The organism is Pseudomonas fulva, from assembly GCF_023517795.1.
In the GTDB taxonomy this organism is placed as follows: domain Bacteria; phylum Pseudomonadota; class Gammaproteobacteria; order Pseudomonadales; family Pseudomonadaceae; genus Aquipseudomonas; species Aquipseudomonas fulva_D.
The window spans coordinates 4,896,907-4,914,159 of the sequence record NZ_CP082928.1 but is presented as its reverse complement, the minus strand read 5'-3'; the positions used below and the strand labels follow the sequence as shown (position 1 = coordinate 4,914,159).

General features: G+C 65.2%; 12 protein-coding genes. 2 read left to right on the top strand and 10 right to left on the bottom strand.

Annotated features, from left to right (window positions below; all coding sequences use genetic code 11):
- Nucleotides 1-146: 146 nt before the first annotated feature.
- The 8 genes from rpsA to K8U54_RS22665 form a co-directional block, all read right to left on the bottom strand.
- Entirely contained in the window at nucleotides 147-1,826 is a 1,680-nt protein-coding gene (rpsA, locus tag K8U54_RS22700; RefSeq protein ID WP_013791124.1) for a 30S ribosomal protein S1, read from the bottom strand.
- A gap of 138 nt (nucleotides 1,827-1,964) precedes the next feature.
- Nucleotides 1,965-2,654: a (d)CMP kinase gene (gene cmk, locus K8U54_RS22695; protein WP_249907921.1), complete on the bottom strand. Its 690-nt coding sequence runs from the start codon at nucleotides 2,652-2,654 to the stop codon at nucleotides 1,965-1,967.
- On the bottom strand, nucleotides 2,651-4,891 hold the full coding sequence (locus K8U54_RS22690) for a bifunctional prephenate dehydrogenase/3-phosphoshikimate 1-carboxyvinyltransferase (RefSeq protein WP_249907920.1): 2,241 nt from the start codon (nucleotides 4,889-4,891) through the stop codon (nucleotides 2,651-2,653). The genes cmk and K8U54_RS22690 overlap by 4 nt, the downstream gene beginning before the upstream one ends.
- Nucleotides 4,888-5,997 (bottom strand): histidinol-phosphate transaminase, encoded by a 1,110-nt coding sequence (gene hisC, locus K8U54_RS22685; RefSeq protein WP_249907919.1) that lies wholly within the window; start codon nucleotides 5,995-5,997, stop codon nucleotides 4,888-4,890. Before hisC ends, K8U54_RS22690 begins: the two co-directional genes overlap by 4 nt.
- Nucleotides 5,998-6,078: 81 nt before the next feature.
- Entirely contained in the window at nucleotides 6,079-7,188 is a 1,110-nt protein-coding gene (gene pheA / locus K8U54_RS22680) for a prephenate dehydratase (protein WP_070886259.1), read from the bottom strand.
- The gene (gene serC / locus K8U54_RS22675; RefSeq protein WP_249907918.1) at nucleotides 7,188-8,273 is read right to left on the bottom strand and encodes a 3-phosphoserine/phosphohydroxythreonine transaminase; all 1,086 of its coding nucleotides are present in this window, start codon (nucleotides 8,271-8,273) and stop codon (nucleotides 7,188-7,190) included. Before serC ends, pheA begins: the two co-directional genes overlap by 1 nt.
- 85 nt (nucleotides 8,274-8,358) lie before the next feature.
- A complete protein-coding gene (gyrA, locus tag K8U54_RS22670) occupies nucleotides 8,359-11,166 on the bottom strand; it encodes a DNA gyrase subunit A (RefSeq protein WP_249907917.1) in 2,808 nt (935 codons plus the stop codon).
- A 224-nt stretch (nucleotides 11,167-11,390) separates the two neighbouring features.
- On the bottom strand, nucleotides 11,391-12,461 hold the full coding sequence (locus K8U54_RS22665) for a s-methyl-5-thioribose-1-phosphate isomerase (protein ID WP_249907916.1): 1,071 nt from the start codon (nucleotides 12,459-12,461) through the stop codon (nucleotides 11,391-11,393).
- A 121-nt stretch (nucleotides 12,462-12,582) separates the two neighbouring features.
- On the opposite strand from K8U54_RS22665, the gene K8U54_RS22660 reads away from it, so the two are divergent.
- Both K8U54_RS22660 and ubiG read left to right on the top strand, forming a co-directional pair.
- On the top strand, nucleotides 12,583-13,911 hold the full coding sequence (locus K8U54_RS22660) for a TRZ/ATZ family hydrolase (protein ID WP_249907915.1): 1,329 nt from the start codon (nucleotides 12,583-12,585) through the stop codon (nucleotides 13,909-13,911).
- Between the two features lie 124 nt (nucleotides 13,912-14,035).
- Entirely contained in the window at nucleotides 14,036-14,734 is a 699-nt protein-coding gene (gene ubiG / locus K8U54_RS22655; RefSeq protein ID WP_249907914.1) for a bifunctional 2-polyprenyl-6-hydroxyphenol methylase/3-demethylubiquinol 3-O-methyltransferase UbiG, read from the top strand.
- A gap of 16 nt (nucleotides 14,735-14,750) precedes the next feature.
- Here the strand turns inward: ubiG and hpxK are convergent, their stop codons facing one another.
- Together hpxK and K8U54_RS22645 are read right to left on the bottom strand one after the other, a co-directional pair.
- Complete coding sequence (hpxK, locus tag K8U54_RS22650; protein ID WP_249907913.1) at nucleotides 14,751-16,013, bottom strand: allantoate amidohydrolase; 1,263 nt, start codon at nucleotides 16,011-16,013, stop codon at nucleotides 14,751-14,753.
- Nucleotides 16,013-17,245 (bottom strand): pyridoxal-phosphate-dependent aminotransferase family protein, encoded by a 1,233-nt coding sequence (locus tag K8U54_RS22645; protein WP_249907912.1) that lies wholly within the window; start codon nucleotides 17,243-17,245, stop codon nucleotides 16,013-16,015. Before K8U54_RS22645 ends, hpxK begins: the two co-directional genes overlap by 1 nt.
- Between the last annotated feature and the right edge of the window lie 8 nt (nucleotides 17,246-17,253).

Sequence of the window (17,253 nt, the reverse complement as noted above, 5' to 3'; positions counted from 1 at the left end):
GGCAGGTCCGAGGCTGAGTGCGTTTCGGCGAGCACGGAAAACCGCCAGAATCGGTCATTGAATCCGGCTTGCGGGGGGCGTTTTTCCCAAAATGACAGGCATAAAAAAGGGCGACCGAAGTCGCCCTTTTTGTGGATCACCCGAACTTAGTTCTGGTTTTCCATCTGCGCACGAATCAGATCACCGATGGTGGTCGGACCGGAAGTTTCAACTTCCTGCTTACGCATTTCCTTGATGGCTTCTTTTTCGTCTTCGACGTCTTTCGACTTGACGGACAGGCTGATCACGCGGCTCTTGCGATCGACGCTGATGATCTTGGCCTCTACTTCTTCGCCTTCTTTCAGAACGTTGCGCGCGTCTTCAACGCGGTCACGGCTGATTTCGGAGGCTTTCAGAGTGGCTTCGATGCCGTCGGCCAGAGTGATGATGGCGCCCTTGGCGTCAACTTCCTTCACGGTACCGCGAACGATGGTGCCTTTGTCGTTGACAGCAACGTAGTCGGAGAACGGATCTTCTTCCAGTTGCTTGATGCCCAGGGAGATGCGCTCACGCTCCGGGTCGACCGACAGGATGACGGTTTCCAGCTCGTCGCCCTTCTTGAAGCGACGTACGGCTTCTTCGCCGACTTCGTTCCAGGAGATGTCGGACAGGTGAACCAGGCCGTCGATGCCGCCGTCCAGACCAATGAAGATACCGAAATCGGTGATCGACTTGATGGTGCCGGAGATCTTGTCACCCTTGTTGAACTGACCGGAGAAGTCTTCCCATGGGTTGGTCTTGCACTGCTTGATACCCAGGGAGATACGACGACGCTCTTCGTCGATGTCCAGAACCATGACTTCCACTTCGTCGCCAACCTGAACGACTTTCGACGGGTGGATGTTCTTGTTGGTCCAGTCCATTTCGGAAACGTGTACCAGACCTTCCACGCCTTCTTCCAGCTCTGCGAAGCAGCCGTAGTCGGTCAGGTTGGTCACGCGCGCCATGACGCGGGTGCTTTCCGGGTAACGCGCCTTGATGGCAACCCATGGGTCTTCGCCCAGTTGCTTCAGGCCCAGGGAAACACGGTTACGCTCGCGATCGTACTTCAGAACCTTGACGTCGATCTCGTCGCCAACGTTGACGATCTCGGACGGATGCTTGATACGCTTCCAGGCCATGTCGGTGATGTGCAGCAGGCCGTCGACGCCACCCAGATCCACGAATGCGCCGTAGTCGGTGAGGTTCTTGACGATACCCTTGACCTGCTGGCCTTCCTGCAGCGATTCCAGCAGCGCTTCGCGCTCGGCACTATTTTCGGCTTCCAGGACGCTGCGACGGGAAACGACAACGTTGTTGCGCTTCTGGTCCAGCTTGATGACCTTGAACTCGAGCTCTTTGCCTTCCAGGTGAGTGGTATCACGCACCGGACGGACATCGACCAGGGAACCTGGCAGGAACGCACGGATGCCGTTAACGTCGACAGTGAAGCCGCCCTTAACCTTACCGTTGATAACGCCCTTGACCACTTCCTCGGCGGCGAAAGCTGCTTCCAGAACGATCCAGCACTCGGCGCGCTTGGCTTTTTCGCGGGACAGCTTGGTTTCACCGAAGCCGTCTTCGACCGCGTCCAGCGCTACGTGTACTTCGTCACCGACCTTGATGGTCAGCTCGCCTTGTTCGTTGAAGAACTGCTCCAGAGGGATGACGCCCTCGGACTTCAGGCCAGCGTGAACGGTAACCCAGTCGCCGTCGATGTCGACCACGATGCCGGTGATGATGGCACCCGGCTGCATGTCGAGGGACTTCAGGCTTTCTTCAAAAAGTTCTGCAAAGCTTTCGCTCATGTTGATTCCTGTAGGGTCGGGCGGGGATTCGCCCTGCTCCGCATTCCAGACAATGCGGGTTTATTCATATAAAAAGAGGCCTACGGGACTGGGACTGGTCTCCCGTATGCCTCCCTTGCGAGCCGAAATTGGCTCTTTTCAACCGGCGAGGTCGCGATTGGCGACTTCGCTCAGGATTCTTTCCAGCACCTGCTCGATAGACAGCTGGGTGGAATCCAGCTGGATTGCGTCGGCTGCCGGCTTGAGCGGAGCCACCGCACGCTGGGTATCACGCTCGTCGCGCGCCCGGATCTCATCGAGAAGACTCGCGAGATTAACATCATCGCCCTTGGCCTTCAACTGCAGGTAACGCCTATTGGCACGTTCCTCGGCGCTGGCGGTGAGAAAAACCTTCAGCGGCGCGTCTTCGAAAACCACCGTGCCCATATCCCGCCCGTCGGCGATTAGCCCCGGCGCTTCGCGAAAGGCGCGCTGGCGCTGCAACAGGGCCTCGCGCACGGCGGGCAGTGCGGCAACCTGGGAGGCCCCGGCACCGACGGTCTCGTTGCGGATGGCGTCGGTCACCTCCTCGCCCTCGAGGATGATGCGCTGGGGCTTGCCGTCGCCGGCGGCGAGGAACTGCACGTCCAGATGGGCGGCCAGCAGTTTCAGCGACGCTTCGTTGCTCAGATCGACGCCATGATTACCCGCGCAGAACGCCAGCAGGCGATACAGCGCGCCGGAGTCGAGCAGGTTCCAGCCCAGATGCTTGGCCAATAGGCCGGCTACCGTGCCCTTGCCCGAGCCGCTGGGCCCGTCGATGGTGATCACCGGCGCATTCAGGTTCATTGCTTGCCCTCCACGGCGACACGCATGCCCACCTGCTCGGCCAGGGCCAGGAAGTTGGGGAACGAGGTGGCGACGTTGGCGCAGTCGTGGATGCGGATCGGCGCAGTGGCGCGCAGCGAGGCGACGCTGAAGGCCATGGCGATACGGTGATCGCCGTGGCTGTACACGTCGCCGCCGCCGATGCTTTGGCCGCCGTCGATGATGATGCCGTCCGCAGTCGGCTCGACCTTGACGCCCAGGCTGGTGAGGCCATCGGCCATGACTTGGATACGGTCGGACTCTTTCACCCGCAGCTCCTCGGCGCCGCGCAACACGGTGCGGCCTTCGGCGCAGACCGCCGCCACGAACAGCACCGGGAATTCGTCGATGGCCAGCGGTACCAGCTCCTCGGGAATCTCGATGCCCTTGAGCCTGGCGCCGCGCACGCGCAGGTCGGCCACCGGCTCGCCGCCGACTTCACGCGGGTTTTCCAGGCTGATGTCGCCGCCCATCAGGCGCAGGATCTCGATCACGCCGATACGGGTCGGGTTGATGCCGACATGCTCGAGCAGCAGGTCGGAACCTTCGGCGATGGACGCCGCGACCAGGAAGAACGCCGCCGAGGAAATGTCCGCCGGCACTTCGATACGGGTGGCGGTCAGCTTGCCGCCGGCCTGCAGGGAGGCCACCGGGCCGTTGGACTCGACCGCATAACCGAAGCCGCGCAGCATGCGCTCGGTATGGTCGCGGGTCGGCGCCGGCTCGGTCACGGTGGTGACGCCTTCGGCGTACAGGCCGGCGAGCAGCAGGCAGGATTTCACCTGGGCGCTGGCCATCGGCAGGGTGTAGGTCAGCGCCTTGAGCTTGCTGCCGCCACGGATGGTCAGCGGCGGACGGCCGTCCGGGCCGGTCTCGACCACGGCGCCCATTTCCCGCAGCGGGTTGGCCACACGGTTCATCGGGCGCTTGGACAGCGAGGCGTCGCCGGTCATGGTCACGTCGAACGGCTGGCCGGCCAGCAGGCCGGAGAGCAGGCGCATCGAGGTGCCGGAGTTGCCGACGTAGATCGGACCAGGTGGCGGCTTCAAGCCGTGCAGGCCGACGCCATGGATGGTCACGCGGCCATGGTGCGGGCCTTCGATGACCACGCCCATGTCGCGAAAGGCCTGCAGGGTCGCCAGGGCGTCTTCGCCCTCCAGGAAACCCTCGACCTCGGTCGTGCCCTCGGCCAGGGAGCCGAGCATGATCGAGCGGTGCGAGATGGACTTGTCGCCCGGTACGCGGATGCGACCGGCGACCTTGCCGCCAGGATTTGCCAGGAAAATCAAATCGTTCGAGTGCATAGCGTCCACATAGGCCCGGCGGGCCAGTATTTTGCTGAAATGTTCGCGGGCCACCCGGGCGCGGGTGAATACGCCCAGCAGATGATGCCCGTCCCCTGCGTCGACCGCGTCGCGCAAGGCGTCGAGGTCGTCGCGAAATACATCCAAGGTGCGCAGCACGGCCTCGCGGTTGGCGAGAAAGATGTCGTGCCACATGACCGGGTCGCTGCCGGCGATTCTCGTGAAATCGCGGAAGCCGCCGGCGGCGTAGCGGAAGATCTCCAGGTTTTCGTTGCGCTTGGCCAGCGAGTCGACCAGGCCGAAGGCCAGCAGATGGGGCAAGTGGCTGGTGGCGGCGAGCACCTGGTCGTGGTGTTCGACCTGCATGTGCTCGACATCGGCGCCCAGCTCGCGCCACAGCTGGTCGACACGTTGCAGCGCTCGCGCATCGGTCTGCGCCAGGGGCGTGAGGATCACCTTGTGGCGCTTGAACAGCTCGCCATTGGCCGCCTCCACCCCGCTCTGCTCGGAGCCGGCGATCGGGTGGCCCGGCACGAAGCGCGCCGGCACGCCACCGAACGCCGCGCTGGCAGCGCGCACTACATTGCCCTTGGCGCTGCCGGCATCGGTCAGGATGGCGTCGCCCAGATCCAGCCTGGCCAGTTCGCCGAGCACGCGCTCCATGGCCAGGATGGGAACGGCCAGCATGATCACGTCGGCGCCCTGACAGGCGGCGGCCAGTGCTTCTTCGCAACGGTCGACCACGCCCAGCTCGACGGCCAGACGCCGCGACTGCGCATCCAGGTCGACGCCCACCACTTCACGGCACACGCCACGGGCACGCAGGCCTTTGGCGAAGGAGCCGCCGATCAGCCCCAGGCCAACGACGACCAGGCGCTCGACCAGCGGCTGCAGGACTGCAGTGCGTTGCGTCACGCGTTCAGCACCTTGCGCAGCGCTTCCAGGAAGCAGGCATTCTCGGCCGGCAGGCCGATGGAAACGCGCAGGTGGTTGGGCATCCCGTAGCCGGCGACCGGGCGCACGATCACGCCTTCATGCAGCAGGCCCTGATTGATCGCCGCGGTGTCACGGCCGAAGTCGATGGCCAGGAAGTTGGCCTTCGACGGAATCCAGCTCAGGCCCAGTTCACGGCAGCCTTCCTGCAGCTGCAGCATGCCGGCGGTGTTGATTTCACGGCTGCGTGCCAGGTACTCGGTATCGTCGAAGGCTGCGCAGGCCGCGGCCAGGGCGAAGCTGTTGACGTTGAACGGCTGGCGGACGCGGTTCAGCACGTCGGCCACGTCCGGCCGGCTCAGGCCATAGCCGACGCGCAGCGAAGCCAGGCCGTAGGCCTTGGAGAAGGTACGCGAGACCAGCAGGTTGGGGTGATCGGCCAGGTAATCCAGGCCGTCTGGCAACTCGTCGCCGTCGGCGTATTCGATATAGGCCTCGTCCAGCACCACCAGCACGTTTTCCGGCACGGCGGCGAGGAAGTCGCCCAGCGCCTGCTTGCCGAACCAGGTACCGGTCGGGTTGTTGGGGTTGGCGATGAACACCACGCGGGTATTGGCATCGATGGCCGCCAGCATCGCCGGCAGGTCATGACCGAAATTCACCGCCGGTACGACCTTGGCCTGGGCGCCGACGGCCTGGGTGGCGATCGGGTAGACGGCAAACGCATGGGCGCTGAACACCGCGTTCAGGCCGGGTGCCAGGTAGGCGCGGGCGACCAGCTCGAGGATGTCGTTGGAGCCGTTACCCAGGGTGACCTGGGCGGTGGTCACGCCGCAGCGCTCGGCCAGCAGGGTCTTCAGGGCGAAACCATTGCCGTCGGGGTAGCGGGTCAGCTCATCCAGCTCGGCGCGGATCGCCGCCAGCGCCTTGGGGCTCGGGCCCAGGGGGTTTTCGTTGCTGGCCAGTTTGACGATGCTGGCCGGATCCATGTTCAGCTCACGGGCCAACTCGTCGACCGGCTTGCCTGGCACGTAGGGGGACAGCTTCTGTACGCCTGGCTGGGCCAGGGCGATGAAATCACAACTCATAGTCAGGCCTCAGGCTGCAGGCCCGGGCAGCGAGCACAAGCCTGTTGCCTGTCGCCCGCAACCCGCGGCCTGGAGCCGCAGTTAAAGTACTGCCTTGGGATAGGAACCCAGCACCTTGAGCGCCACGGCTTCCCCATTGATTTTTTCCAGCACGTCCTTGATCAGCGGGTCGCGGTGGTGGCCGACGAAATCGATGAAGAAGGCGTAGGTCCACTTGCCGCTGCGCGACGGGCGCGTTTCGATGCGGGTCAGGTCGATGCCGTTCTGGTGGAACGGCACCAGCAGCTCGTGCAGGGCACCGGGTTTGTTGCGCATCGAGACGATCACCGAGGTCTTGTCGTCGCCGGTGGGCGGCACTTCCTGGTTGCCGATGATCAGAAAGCGCGTGGAGTTGTCCGGGCGATCCTCGATCTTCTCGGCCAGGCGGGTCAGGTCATACAGGTTGGCGGCCATGTCGCCGGCAATCGCCGCCGAGTTCCACTCGCTCTTCACCCGGCGCGCCGCATCGGCGTTGCTGGAAACCGCCACGCGCTCGACGTTCGGATAATGGGCATCCAGCCACTTGCGGCACTGGGCCAGGGACTGGGCGTGGGAATAGATGCGGGTGATGCGGTCGGTCTTGGTGGCATCACCGACCAGCAGATGGTGGTGGATGCGCAGCTCCACTTCGCCGCAGATCACCAGATCGTGTTCGAGGAAGCTGTCGAGGGTGTGGTTGACCGCGCCCTCGGTGGAGTTCTCCACCGGCACCACGCCGAAGTTGACGGCACCGGCCACCACCTCGCGGAACACTTCGTCGATCGCCGCCATGGGCTGGCTGATCACCGCGTGACCGAAATGCTTCATCGCCGCCGCCTGGGAGAAGGTGCCTTCCGGGCCGAGGTAGGCGACCTTGAGCGGGTTCTCCAGGGCCAGGCAGGAGGACATGATCTCGCGGAACAGCCGCGCCATGTCCTCGTTGCCCAGTGGGCCGCGGTTGCGCTCCATGACGCGCTTGAGCACCTGCGCCTCACGCTCGGGGCGGTAGAACACCGGCACCTCGCCTTCGGCCAGAGTGGCCATTTTCACCCGCGCCACTTCCTCGGCACAGCGCGCACGGTCACTGATCAGCTCGAGGATCTTCTCGTCCAGGCTGTCGATGCGCAGGCGCAGGGCCTGCAGGGCCTGGTCGGTATTGGCGTCGTTGCTCATCAGGCGTGCTCCTTCTCGAACTCCGCCATGTAGGCGACCAGCGCCTCGACCGCGTCCAGGCCCACGGCGTTGTAGATGGAGGCGCGCATGCCGCCCACCGAACGGTGGCCCTTGAGGTTGAGCAGGCCGCGGGCATCGGCGCCGGCCAGGAACGGCTTGTCGAGGCGCTCGTCCGCCAGGCGGAACGGCACGTTCATCCACGAGCGGGCGTTCTTGGCGATCGGGTTGCTGTAGAACTCGCTGGCATCGATGGCCTTGTACAGCAGGTCCTTCTTGGCCTTGTTGCGCTGCTCCATGGCGGCGACACCGCCCTGCTCCTTCAGCCATTCGAACACCAGGCCGGACAGGTACCAGCTGAAGGTCGCCGGGGTGTTGTACATCGAGCCGTTATCGGCGGCGATCTTGTAATTGAGCATGGTCGGGCAGCTGCTGCGCGCACGACCAAGCAGGTCTTCGCGAATGATCGCCACCACCAGGCCGCTGGGGCCGATGTTCTTCTGGGCGCCGGCGTAGATCAGGCCGAACTTGGAGATGTCCACTTCACGGGACAGGATGTCCGAGGACATGTCGACCACCAGCGGCACGTCGCCGGTTTCCGGAATCCAGTCGAACTGCAGGCCACCGATGGTTTCGTTGCTGGCGTAGTGCAGGTAGGCGGCGTCTTTCGACAACTGCCACTCGTTCTGGCCGGGAATGGCGAAGTAATCGTAGGGCTTGGCGCTGGCAGCGACGTTGACGTTGCCGTAGCGGCGCGCCTCCTCGATGCTCTTCTTCGACCAGATGCCGGTGTCGATGTAGTCGGCGGTGCCGTCTTCGGGCAGCAGGTTGAGCGGAATCTCGGCGAACTGCTGGCTGGCGCCGCCCTGCAGGAACAGCACCTTGTAGTCGGAGGGAATGCTCTGCAGGTCGCGCAGATCCTGCTCGGCCTTTTCGGCGATAGCCACGTAGTCGTCGCTGCGGTGGCTCATTTCCATGACGGAAAGGCCCTTGCCCTGCCAGTCGAGCAACTCGGCCTGGGCACGCTGCAGAACGGCTTCGGGAAGCGCGGCCGGGCCGGCGCAGAAGTTAAAGGCTCGCTTGCTCACAATTCACTCTCGCTTGACTGTCTGCTACATCTATCTGGCGAAATGCTGCCTGCAGTGCCGTAACACCGCAGGCAGAGCGGCGCGGTTAGGCGTCGCGATCTTCTTCTGCTGGCTCGTCACCTTCCGCTGCCGGCTCCTCGCCTGCAACAGCTTCATCGGCTTCGGCGACAACGATCGGGTTGCCCTCTTCGTCCAGCTCCACTTCGATGTCTTCTTCGGACGGCTCCTGCACACGCTCCAGGCCGACCAGTTTCTCGTCCTTGGCCAGCTTGATCAGGGTCACGCCCTGGGTGTTGCGGCCGGAACTGGAGACTTCGTCGACACGGGTGCGCACCAGGGTGCCCTGGTCGGAAATCAGCATGATTTCCTCGCCGTCCTGCACCTGGATGGCGCCGATCAACGGGCCGTTACGTTCCTTGGTGATCATGCCGATCACGCCCTGGCCGCCACGACCACGACGCGGGAACTTGGAGAGGGCCGTACGCTTGCCGAAACCACGCTCGGAAGCGGTGAGGATCTGCGCACCGGATTCCGGGATCAGCATGGAAATCAGGCGTTGGTCCTTGCCGATGCGCATGCCGCGGATACCACGGGCGCCACGGCCCATGACGCGAACCACGCTCTCGGCGAAACGGATCACCTTGCCGGCGCTGGAGAACAGCATGACTTCCTTGGAACCGTCGGTGATGGCGGCGGCGATCAGGGTGTCGCCTTCCTTCAGCTTCAGGGCGATCAGGCCGTTGGAACGCGGACGGCTGAATTGCACCAGCGGGGTCTTCTTCACGGTACCGGAGGCGGTGGCCATGAAGATGTAGGCGCCAGTCGGCTCGGCCACCAGCTCGGCGGTTTCGCCTTCGACTTCCTCGACCTCGGCCACTTCAGCCACTTCTTCGGCTTCGACGATCTCGCCTTCGAGCACGGCGTCGTCGCTGTCGTCCACGTCGTCGGCGCCGGCCTGCTGCTGCAGGGCCTCGAGGTCGATCTGCAGCATGGTGGTGATGTACTCACCCTCCTCCAGCGGCAGCAGGTTGACCAACGGGCGGCCGCGGGCGGCGCGGGACGCTTCGGGAATTTCGTAGGTCTTGAGCCAGTACACCTTGCCCTTGCTGGAGAACAGCAGCAGCGTGGCGTGGCTGTTGGCGACCAGCAGGTGCGCGATGTAGTCCTCGTCCTTGATGCCGGTGGCCGACTTGCCCTTGCCGCCACGGCGCTGGGCCTGGTAGGCGGTCAGCGGCTGGGTCTTGGCATAGCCGCCGTGGGAAATGGTCACCACGCGTTCTTCTTCCGGGATCATGTCACCCAGGGTCAGGTCCAGACGCGAATCGAGAATCTCGGTGCGGCGCTTGTCGCCGAACTCGGCCTTGACCGCTTCCAGCTCCTCGCGAATCACTTCCATCAGGCGCACGGCGCTGGTCAGGATGCGGATCAGCTCGCCGATCTGGTTGAGGATCTCCTGGTACTCGGCCAGCAGTTTTTCGTGCTCCAGGCCGGTCAGGCGGTGCAGGCGCAGGTCGAGGATCGCCTGGGCCTGTTCCGGCGACAGGTAGTACTTGCCGTCACGCAGGCCGTATTGCGGATCGAGGCCTTCCGGGCGGCAGGAGTCGGCGCCGGCGCGCTCGACCATGGCCTCCACGGCGGTGGATTCCCAGGCCGTGGAGATCAGCGCTTCCTTGGCCTCGGACGGCGTCGGCGAGGCCTTGATCAGGGCGATCACCGGGTCGATGTTGGACAGCGCGACCGCCTGACCTTCGAGGATATGGCCACGCTCGCGGGCCTTGCGCAGTTCGAACACGGTGCGGCGGGTAACTACCTCACGACGGTGCAGGATGAAGGCATCGAGCATGTCCTTGAGGTTGAGGATCTTCGGCTGGCCGTCGATCAGCGCCACCACGTTGATGCCGAACACGCTCTGCATCTGGGTCTGGGCGTACAGGTTGTTGAGGATCACCTCCGGCACTTCGCCGCGGCGCAGCTCGATGACCACGCGCATGCCGTCCTTGTCGGACTCGTCGCGCAGCTCGGTGATGCCTTCGATCTTCTTCTCTTTGACCAGCTCGGCGATCTTCTCGATCAGGCGGGCCTTGTTCAGCTGGTACGGCAGTTCGGTGACGACGATCTGCTGGCGGCCGCCGACCTTGTCGATGTCCTCGACTTCGGCGCGGGCGCGGATGTAGATGCGGCCACGGCCGGTGCGGTAGGCCTCGATGATGCCGGCGCGCCCGTTGATGATGCCCGCGGTCGGGAAATCCGGACCCGGGATGTACTGCATCAGCTCATCGACGGTCAGCTCCGGGTTGTCGATCAGCGCCAGGCAGCCATCGATCACTTCGCCCAGGTTGTGCGGCGGGATGTTGGTGGCCATGCCCACGGCGATACCGCTGGAGCCGTTGACCAGCAGGTTGGGGATCTTGGTCGGCATGACCGCCGGGATCTGCTCGGTGCCGTCGTAGTTGGGCACCCAGTCGACGGTTTCCTTGTGCAGGTCGGCCAGCAGCTCGTGGGCCAGCTTGGTCATGCGCACTTCGGTGTATCGCATGGCCGCGGCGTTGTCGCCGTCCACCGAACCGAAGTTGCCCTGGCCGTCGACCAGCAGGTAGCGCAGCGAGAATGGCTGGGCCATCCGCACGATGGTGTCGTAGACGGCGGTGTCACCATGCGGGTGATATTTACCGATCACGTCACCGACCACACGGGCGGATTTCTTGTAGGGCTTGTTCCAGTCGTTGCCCAGCTCGCTCATGGCGAACAGCACCCGGCGATGCACGGGCTTCAGGCCGTCGCGCGCATCCGGCAAGGCACGCCCGACGATCACGCTCATCGCGTAGTCGAGGTACGACTGTTTCAGTTCATCTTCGATGTTGACCGGGAGGATTTCTTTGGCCAGTTCGCCCATGAGTAGCCTGATTCCTTTTTTCTGATGAAACTCCGCCCGGCTCATCTGCAGTCGGGCGAAGCGCGTCGCAATGGCATCAGGCCAGCGACGACTCACGACAAATCAATACGTTATGTCATGCATTCGAGCAGTGACGGCAACCGCAGGCGGCGCCCCTGAAAACTGCCGGAGCTTACCACAAAGCGCGCCCTGCACCTATCCCCGCCGCTTATGAAGCCGGGTGCTCAATGCAGCCGTTTGCGGCACATCAGCTGAGTGAGCTTGGCCGCGTCCGGGCGCTCGATCACCCCGCGCTCGGTGACCAGGAAATCCACCAGGTCGCCCGGGGTCACGTCGTAGCGCGGTGCCACCTCATCCACGCCCGTGATGCGCTCATGGGGCGAATAGGCCAGCGGGCCGTGGCCCAGGTCGTGAAAACCCTCTTCGCCGCTCTCCTGCTGCAGGTCGATGAGCGCGCTCGGCGCCACCACCATCAGCCGCACACCATGGTGCATGGCCGCCACGGCCAGCTGATAGGTGCCGATCACGGCCAACACATCGCCGTTGGCGGCGATCCGCTCGGCGCCGACGACGGCCCAGGTGATGCCCCGTTCCTTCATCACATGGGCGAGCGCCGCATCGGCACTCAATGCGGCGGCGATGCCTTCGCGCTGCAGTTCCCAGGCAGCCCGGTGCGCGCCCTCGAGAGACGGCCGGCTCTCGCCCAGGTAGCAGCGCTCCAGCAGACCTTCGAGCTGGGCCGCGCGCACCACCCCAAGGGCCGTACCGATGCCGCCACCGGCCAGCGCGCCGGCACAGCCGAAGCTCACCAGGTTCTGCAGGTTGCCCTGAAACCCGCGGATCAGCTCCACGCCCAGCTGGGCCATGGCCAGATTGGCCTCGCGGTCACGCTGATGGGCACCACGGGCTTCATCCTCCAGCACGGCCAGGGCCTGCGCACCGGGCTTCATCACCGCCAGGCGCTGCTGCATGCGCGCCAGCAGGCGCTCGCCCTCTTGCGGTGGCAGACCGGCCGCGCACAGCGCATCGCGGTCGTCCTGCAGCCCGGCGCGCCAATCAGCGCCCTCGTCCACACGCTGCCGGGCACCGAGCACCAGGGCGTAGCCGCTGCAGATCAGCCGGGCGGCAGCGCCCAGCAGCGCGCCTTCAGCCAGCACCGCGGCCACCGCCGACACCGAATGACAGGCCTGCCAGACCTGCTCGCCAGGCAGGCGGCGCTGATCGAGCACGTGCAGCACACCCTTGCGCCAGACGAACCCCACGACCTGCTCGGCAGCCAGCAAACGCTCGCGCATCACCTACTCCATCCAAGAAAGCCGGCCAGTATACGCCTGGCAGGCAACGCGCCGCACGCCAGCACCTTCAAGACTGCCGCGTTCCTCTATAGACTCGGGTTTTTCGCTCAGGGAGCCCCCCATGGCCGACGCCCCGCTCGACCTTTTATTGCTGCCCACCTGGCTGGTGCCGGTCGAGCCTGCCGGCGTCGTGCTGCACGACCATGGCCTGGGTATTCGCGACGGCCGTATCGCACTGATCGCACCGCGCGCCGAAGCCCTGCGCCGTGGCGCGACGGAGATTCGCGAACTGCCCGGCCGCCTGCTTACCCCCGGCCTGGTCAATGCCCACGGGCATGCCGCCATGACCCTGTTCCGCGGCCTGGCCGATGACCTGCCACTGATGACCTGGCTGGAAAAGCACATCTGGCCGGCGGAAGCCAAATGGGTCGATGAACAGTTCGTGCAGGACGGCACCGAACTGGCCATCGCCGAACAGATTAAGAGCGGCATCAGCTGCTTTGCCGACATGTACTTCTTTCCCGAGATGGCCTGCGAGCGGGTGCACGCCAGCGGCATGCGCGCACAGATCAGCATCCCCGTGCTGGACTTCGCCATTCCCGGTGCCCGGGATGCCGACGAGGCCCTGCGCAAGGGCGTGACCTTGCTCGACGACATGAAGCATCACCCGCGCATCAGCGTGGCCTTCGGGCCCCATGCGCCCTATACGGTCAGCGACGCGAATCTGGAAAAGCTGCGCATCCTCGCCGAGGAAGTGGACGCCGGCATCCACATGCACGTCCATGAAACCGCCTTCGAAGTGCAGCAGAGCCTGGAACACCACGGTGAGCGCCCGCTGGCGCGGCTGAACCGCCTGGGCCTGCTGGGCCCGCGCTTCCAGGCCGTGCACATGACCCAGATTGATGACGAGGACATCGCCCTGCTGGTGGCCACCAACAGCAGCGTGATCCACTGCCCGGAATCCAACCTCAAGCTGGCCAGTGGTTTCTGCCCGGTCGAGAAGCTCTGGCAGGCCGGTGTCAACGTGGCCATCGGCACCGACGGCGCGGCCAGCAACAACGACCTCGACCTGCTCGGCGAAACCCGCACCGCAGCCCTGCTGGCCAAGGCCGTAGCCGGCTCGGCCAGCGCCCTGGATGCACACCGTGCCTTGCGCATGGCGACCCTCAACGGTGCCCGCGCCCTGGGTCTGGAGGGCGAGATCGGCTCGCTGGAACTCGGCAAGGCGGCCGACATTGTCGCCTTCGACCTGCGCGGCCTGGCCCAGCAACCGGTCTTTGACCCGGTATCACAACTGATCTACGCCACCTCACGGCACTGCGTGGAGCACCTCTGGGTGGCCGGCAAACCGCTGCTCGAAGAGGGCCGGCTGACGCGCCTGGACGAACAACGCATCATTGCCACCACCCAGCAGTGGGGCGCGAAAATAGCCGGACGTCCGGCACATTGATCACCACCTCCGGCAAACTGTCACAGGGCAACGGCCAGCAAACCGCCCCGGCGGGCGCGCAAAACTGGCAACATGGGCGCCTATCGCGTCCTGTCATACGCATTCGCTTTATTCAGGGAAAACCATGAGCAACGTCGACCACGCTGAAATCGCCAAATTCGAAGCCCTCGCCCATCGCTGGTGGGACAAGGAAAGCGAGTTCAAGCCGCTGCACGAGATCAACCCGCTGCGCGTCAACTGGATCGACGAGCGCGCTGGCCTGGCCGGCAAGAAGGTGCTCGATGTCGGCTGTGGTGGCGGCATTCTCAGCGAAGCCATGGCCCAGCGTGGTGCCAGCGTGACCGGCATCGACATGGGCGAAGCGCCCCTGGCCGTGGCCCGCCTGCACCAGCTGGAGTCGGGCGTGGAAGTGGATTACCGGCAGATCACCGCCGAAGCCATGGCCGACGAGATGCCCGGCCAGTTCGACGTGGTCACCTGCCTGGAAATGCTCGAACACGTACCGGATCCGTCCTCGGTGATTCGCGCCTGCCACAAGCTGGTCAAGCCCGGTGGCCAGGTGTTCTTCTCCACCATCAACCGTAACCCCAAGGCTTACCTGTTCGCGGTGATCGGCGCCGAATACATCCTGCGCCTGCTGCCGCGTGGCACCCATGATTTCAAGAAATTCATCCGCCCCTCCGAGCTGGGCGCGTGGAGCCGCGACGCCGGCCTGCAGGTCAAGGACATCATCGGCCTGACCTACAACCCGCTGACCAAGCATTACAAGCTGGCCAACGACGTCGACGTCAACTACATGGTGCACACCCGCAAGGCCGACTGATCGACCTGCCCTCGCCTCAGGCCGCCGAAACGGGCGGCCGCTGGGCCAGCGCCTGGATCCACCGCGCGTAGGCCTCGACCGCCAGCCCCACGTCCTCCACGGCCACCGCCTCGGCCGGGTTATGGCTGATGCCGCCAGCACAACGCACGAACAGCATGCCGACCGGCCAACGCTCGGCCATGGCGATGGCGTCATGGCCGGCGCCACTGGGCAATGCCAGGCTGCGCCCCTGCACCTCACTCAACACCTGCGCCAGCGACGCCTGCATGGCGGCATCGCAACGGGTCGCGCAAATGCCGTAATACTGGCTGGCAGCGAAGCCAAGCCCGCGCTGCCGGGCGATGGCCTCGCCCTCGTCGAGCAGATCGTCGAGCAGCTCGGCCAGGGCGCGATCCTCCGGGCCACGGACATCCAGGGTCAACTCGACCTCCCCCGGAATGACGTTCACCGCCCCCGGATGGCACTGCAGGCGGCCCACGGTGGCCACCAGCTGCGGGCCGTGCTGCCGGGTCCGTGCCTCGATCGCCACCATCCACTGCGCGGCGGCGGCCAGGGCGTCCTGGCGATGACTCATCGGCACGGTGCCGGCATGCCCGGCCTGGCCGACGAAGCGGCAATTGAGCCGGCGCGCGCCATTGATGGCCGTGACCACACCGAGCGCCAGGCCCTCGCGCTCCAGGCACGGGCCCTGCTCGATATGCAGTTCCAGATAGGCGGCGAAATCCCCGGTCGGGCGGGCGGCGCTGGCGATAGCCGAGCCATCGAGCCCCCAGGCTGTCATCGCCTGGGCGACGCTGACGCCATCCGCATCGGCCTGGGTGAGCCACTCCTTTGGCCAATGGCCGGTCAGGCCGCGGCTGCCCAGCAGGGTGATACCGAAGCGCGTGCCCTCCTCGTCGCCGAACCCGACGATCTCGATGGCCAGCGGCAGGCGCATGCCCAAATCATGAAAGCGCTGCACCACCTCGATGGCGGCGACCACCCCGAGCATGCCGTCGTAGCGCCCGGCATTGCGCACGGTGTCCAGGTGCGAGCCGAGCAGCAACGCCTGGGCGCCGGCACGCTGGCCCTCATAGCGGCCGCAGATATTACCGACGGCGTCCTGCCAGGTGCGCATGCCGGCCGCCTGCATCCACTCGCCCACCAGCGCATTGGCGCGCTGGTGCTCGGTCGACAGATAGACCCGGGTCAGGCCCTCGGCGGACTCGCTGATCGCCGCCAGTTCGTCGCAGCGCGCCATGACCCGCGCCGCGGCCTGCTGATTGTCCAGGGCGCCCATCAGCCGCGCTCGCCATAGTGATCCCAGGCCGCCTGCATGGCCGCACCCTGGGTGGTGCGCAGGCCAAGGCGGTTGAGCACCGCTTCCAGGGCGCTGAGGGTCTGCATCACGCAATCCTTGCGAGCGTTGTAGCCCATGGTGCCGATGCGCCAGATCTTGCCGGCCAGCGGTCCGAAGGAGGTGCCGATCTCGATGCCGAAGTCCTGCAGCAGGATCTGGCGCACCTGCTCGCCGTGTATGCCGTCGGGAATCACCACGCCCAGCACGTTGTTCATCTTGTGCTCGAGGTTGCCGAAAGTCTCCAGGCCCATGCCCTGAATGCCCTTGAGCAGGGCGTCGCCATGCAGCTTGTGGCGCGCGATGGCGGCGTCCAGGCCTTCTTCGAGCAACACACGGGCGCACTCACGGGCACCGAACAGCGCCGAGGTGGCTTCGGTATGGTGGTTGAGGCGCTCGGGGCCCCAGTAGTCGAGGATCATGCCGAGGTCGAAATAGTTGGAGTAGATCATCTCGTCGTCGCCGTCCTGGTGGGCCTCAGTGCGGATGCCGGCCTCCACATGGGCCCGGCGGCGGATCACCTCCACCATCGCCGCGCTCAGGGTGATCGGCGCCGTACCGGACGGCCCGCCCAGGCACTTCTGCAGGCCGGCGGACACCGCATCGAGCCCCCAGGCATCGGTCTCCAGGGCATTACCGCCCAGGGAAGCGGTGGCATCGGTATAGAACAGCACGCCGTGGCGGCGGCAAATGTCACCCAGCTCGGCCAGCGGTTGCAGCAGGGTGGTCGAGGTATCGCCCTGTACGGTCAGCAGCAGGCGCGGCTTCACCTGCTTGATGGCATCTTCGATCTGCCCTGGGGTGAACACTTCACCCCAGGGCACCTCGATGCTGTGCACCTCGGCGCGGCAACGCCGGGCGATTTCACAGAGCAGATGGCCGAAGCGGCCGAACACCGGCACCAGCACCTTGTCGCCCGGGCGAATCGCCGACACCAGAATCGCCTCGATGCCGGCCCGCGAGGTGCCGTCGACCAGCAGGGTGGCGGCGTTGGCGGTGCGGAACACGCCGCGATACAGGGCCATCACCTCGTTCATATAGCCGGTCATGGCCGGGTCGTACTGGCCGATCAACTGGCTGGACATGGCGCGCAGCACGCGCGGGTCGGCATTGATCGGGCCAGGGCCCATGAGCAGGCGCTGGGGCGGATTGACGGGCAGGAAAGTCGTGTTCATCTGCTGGT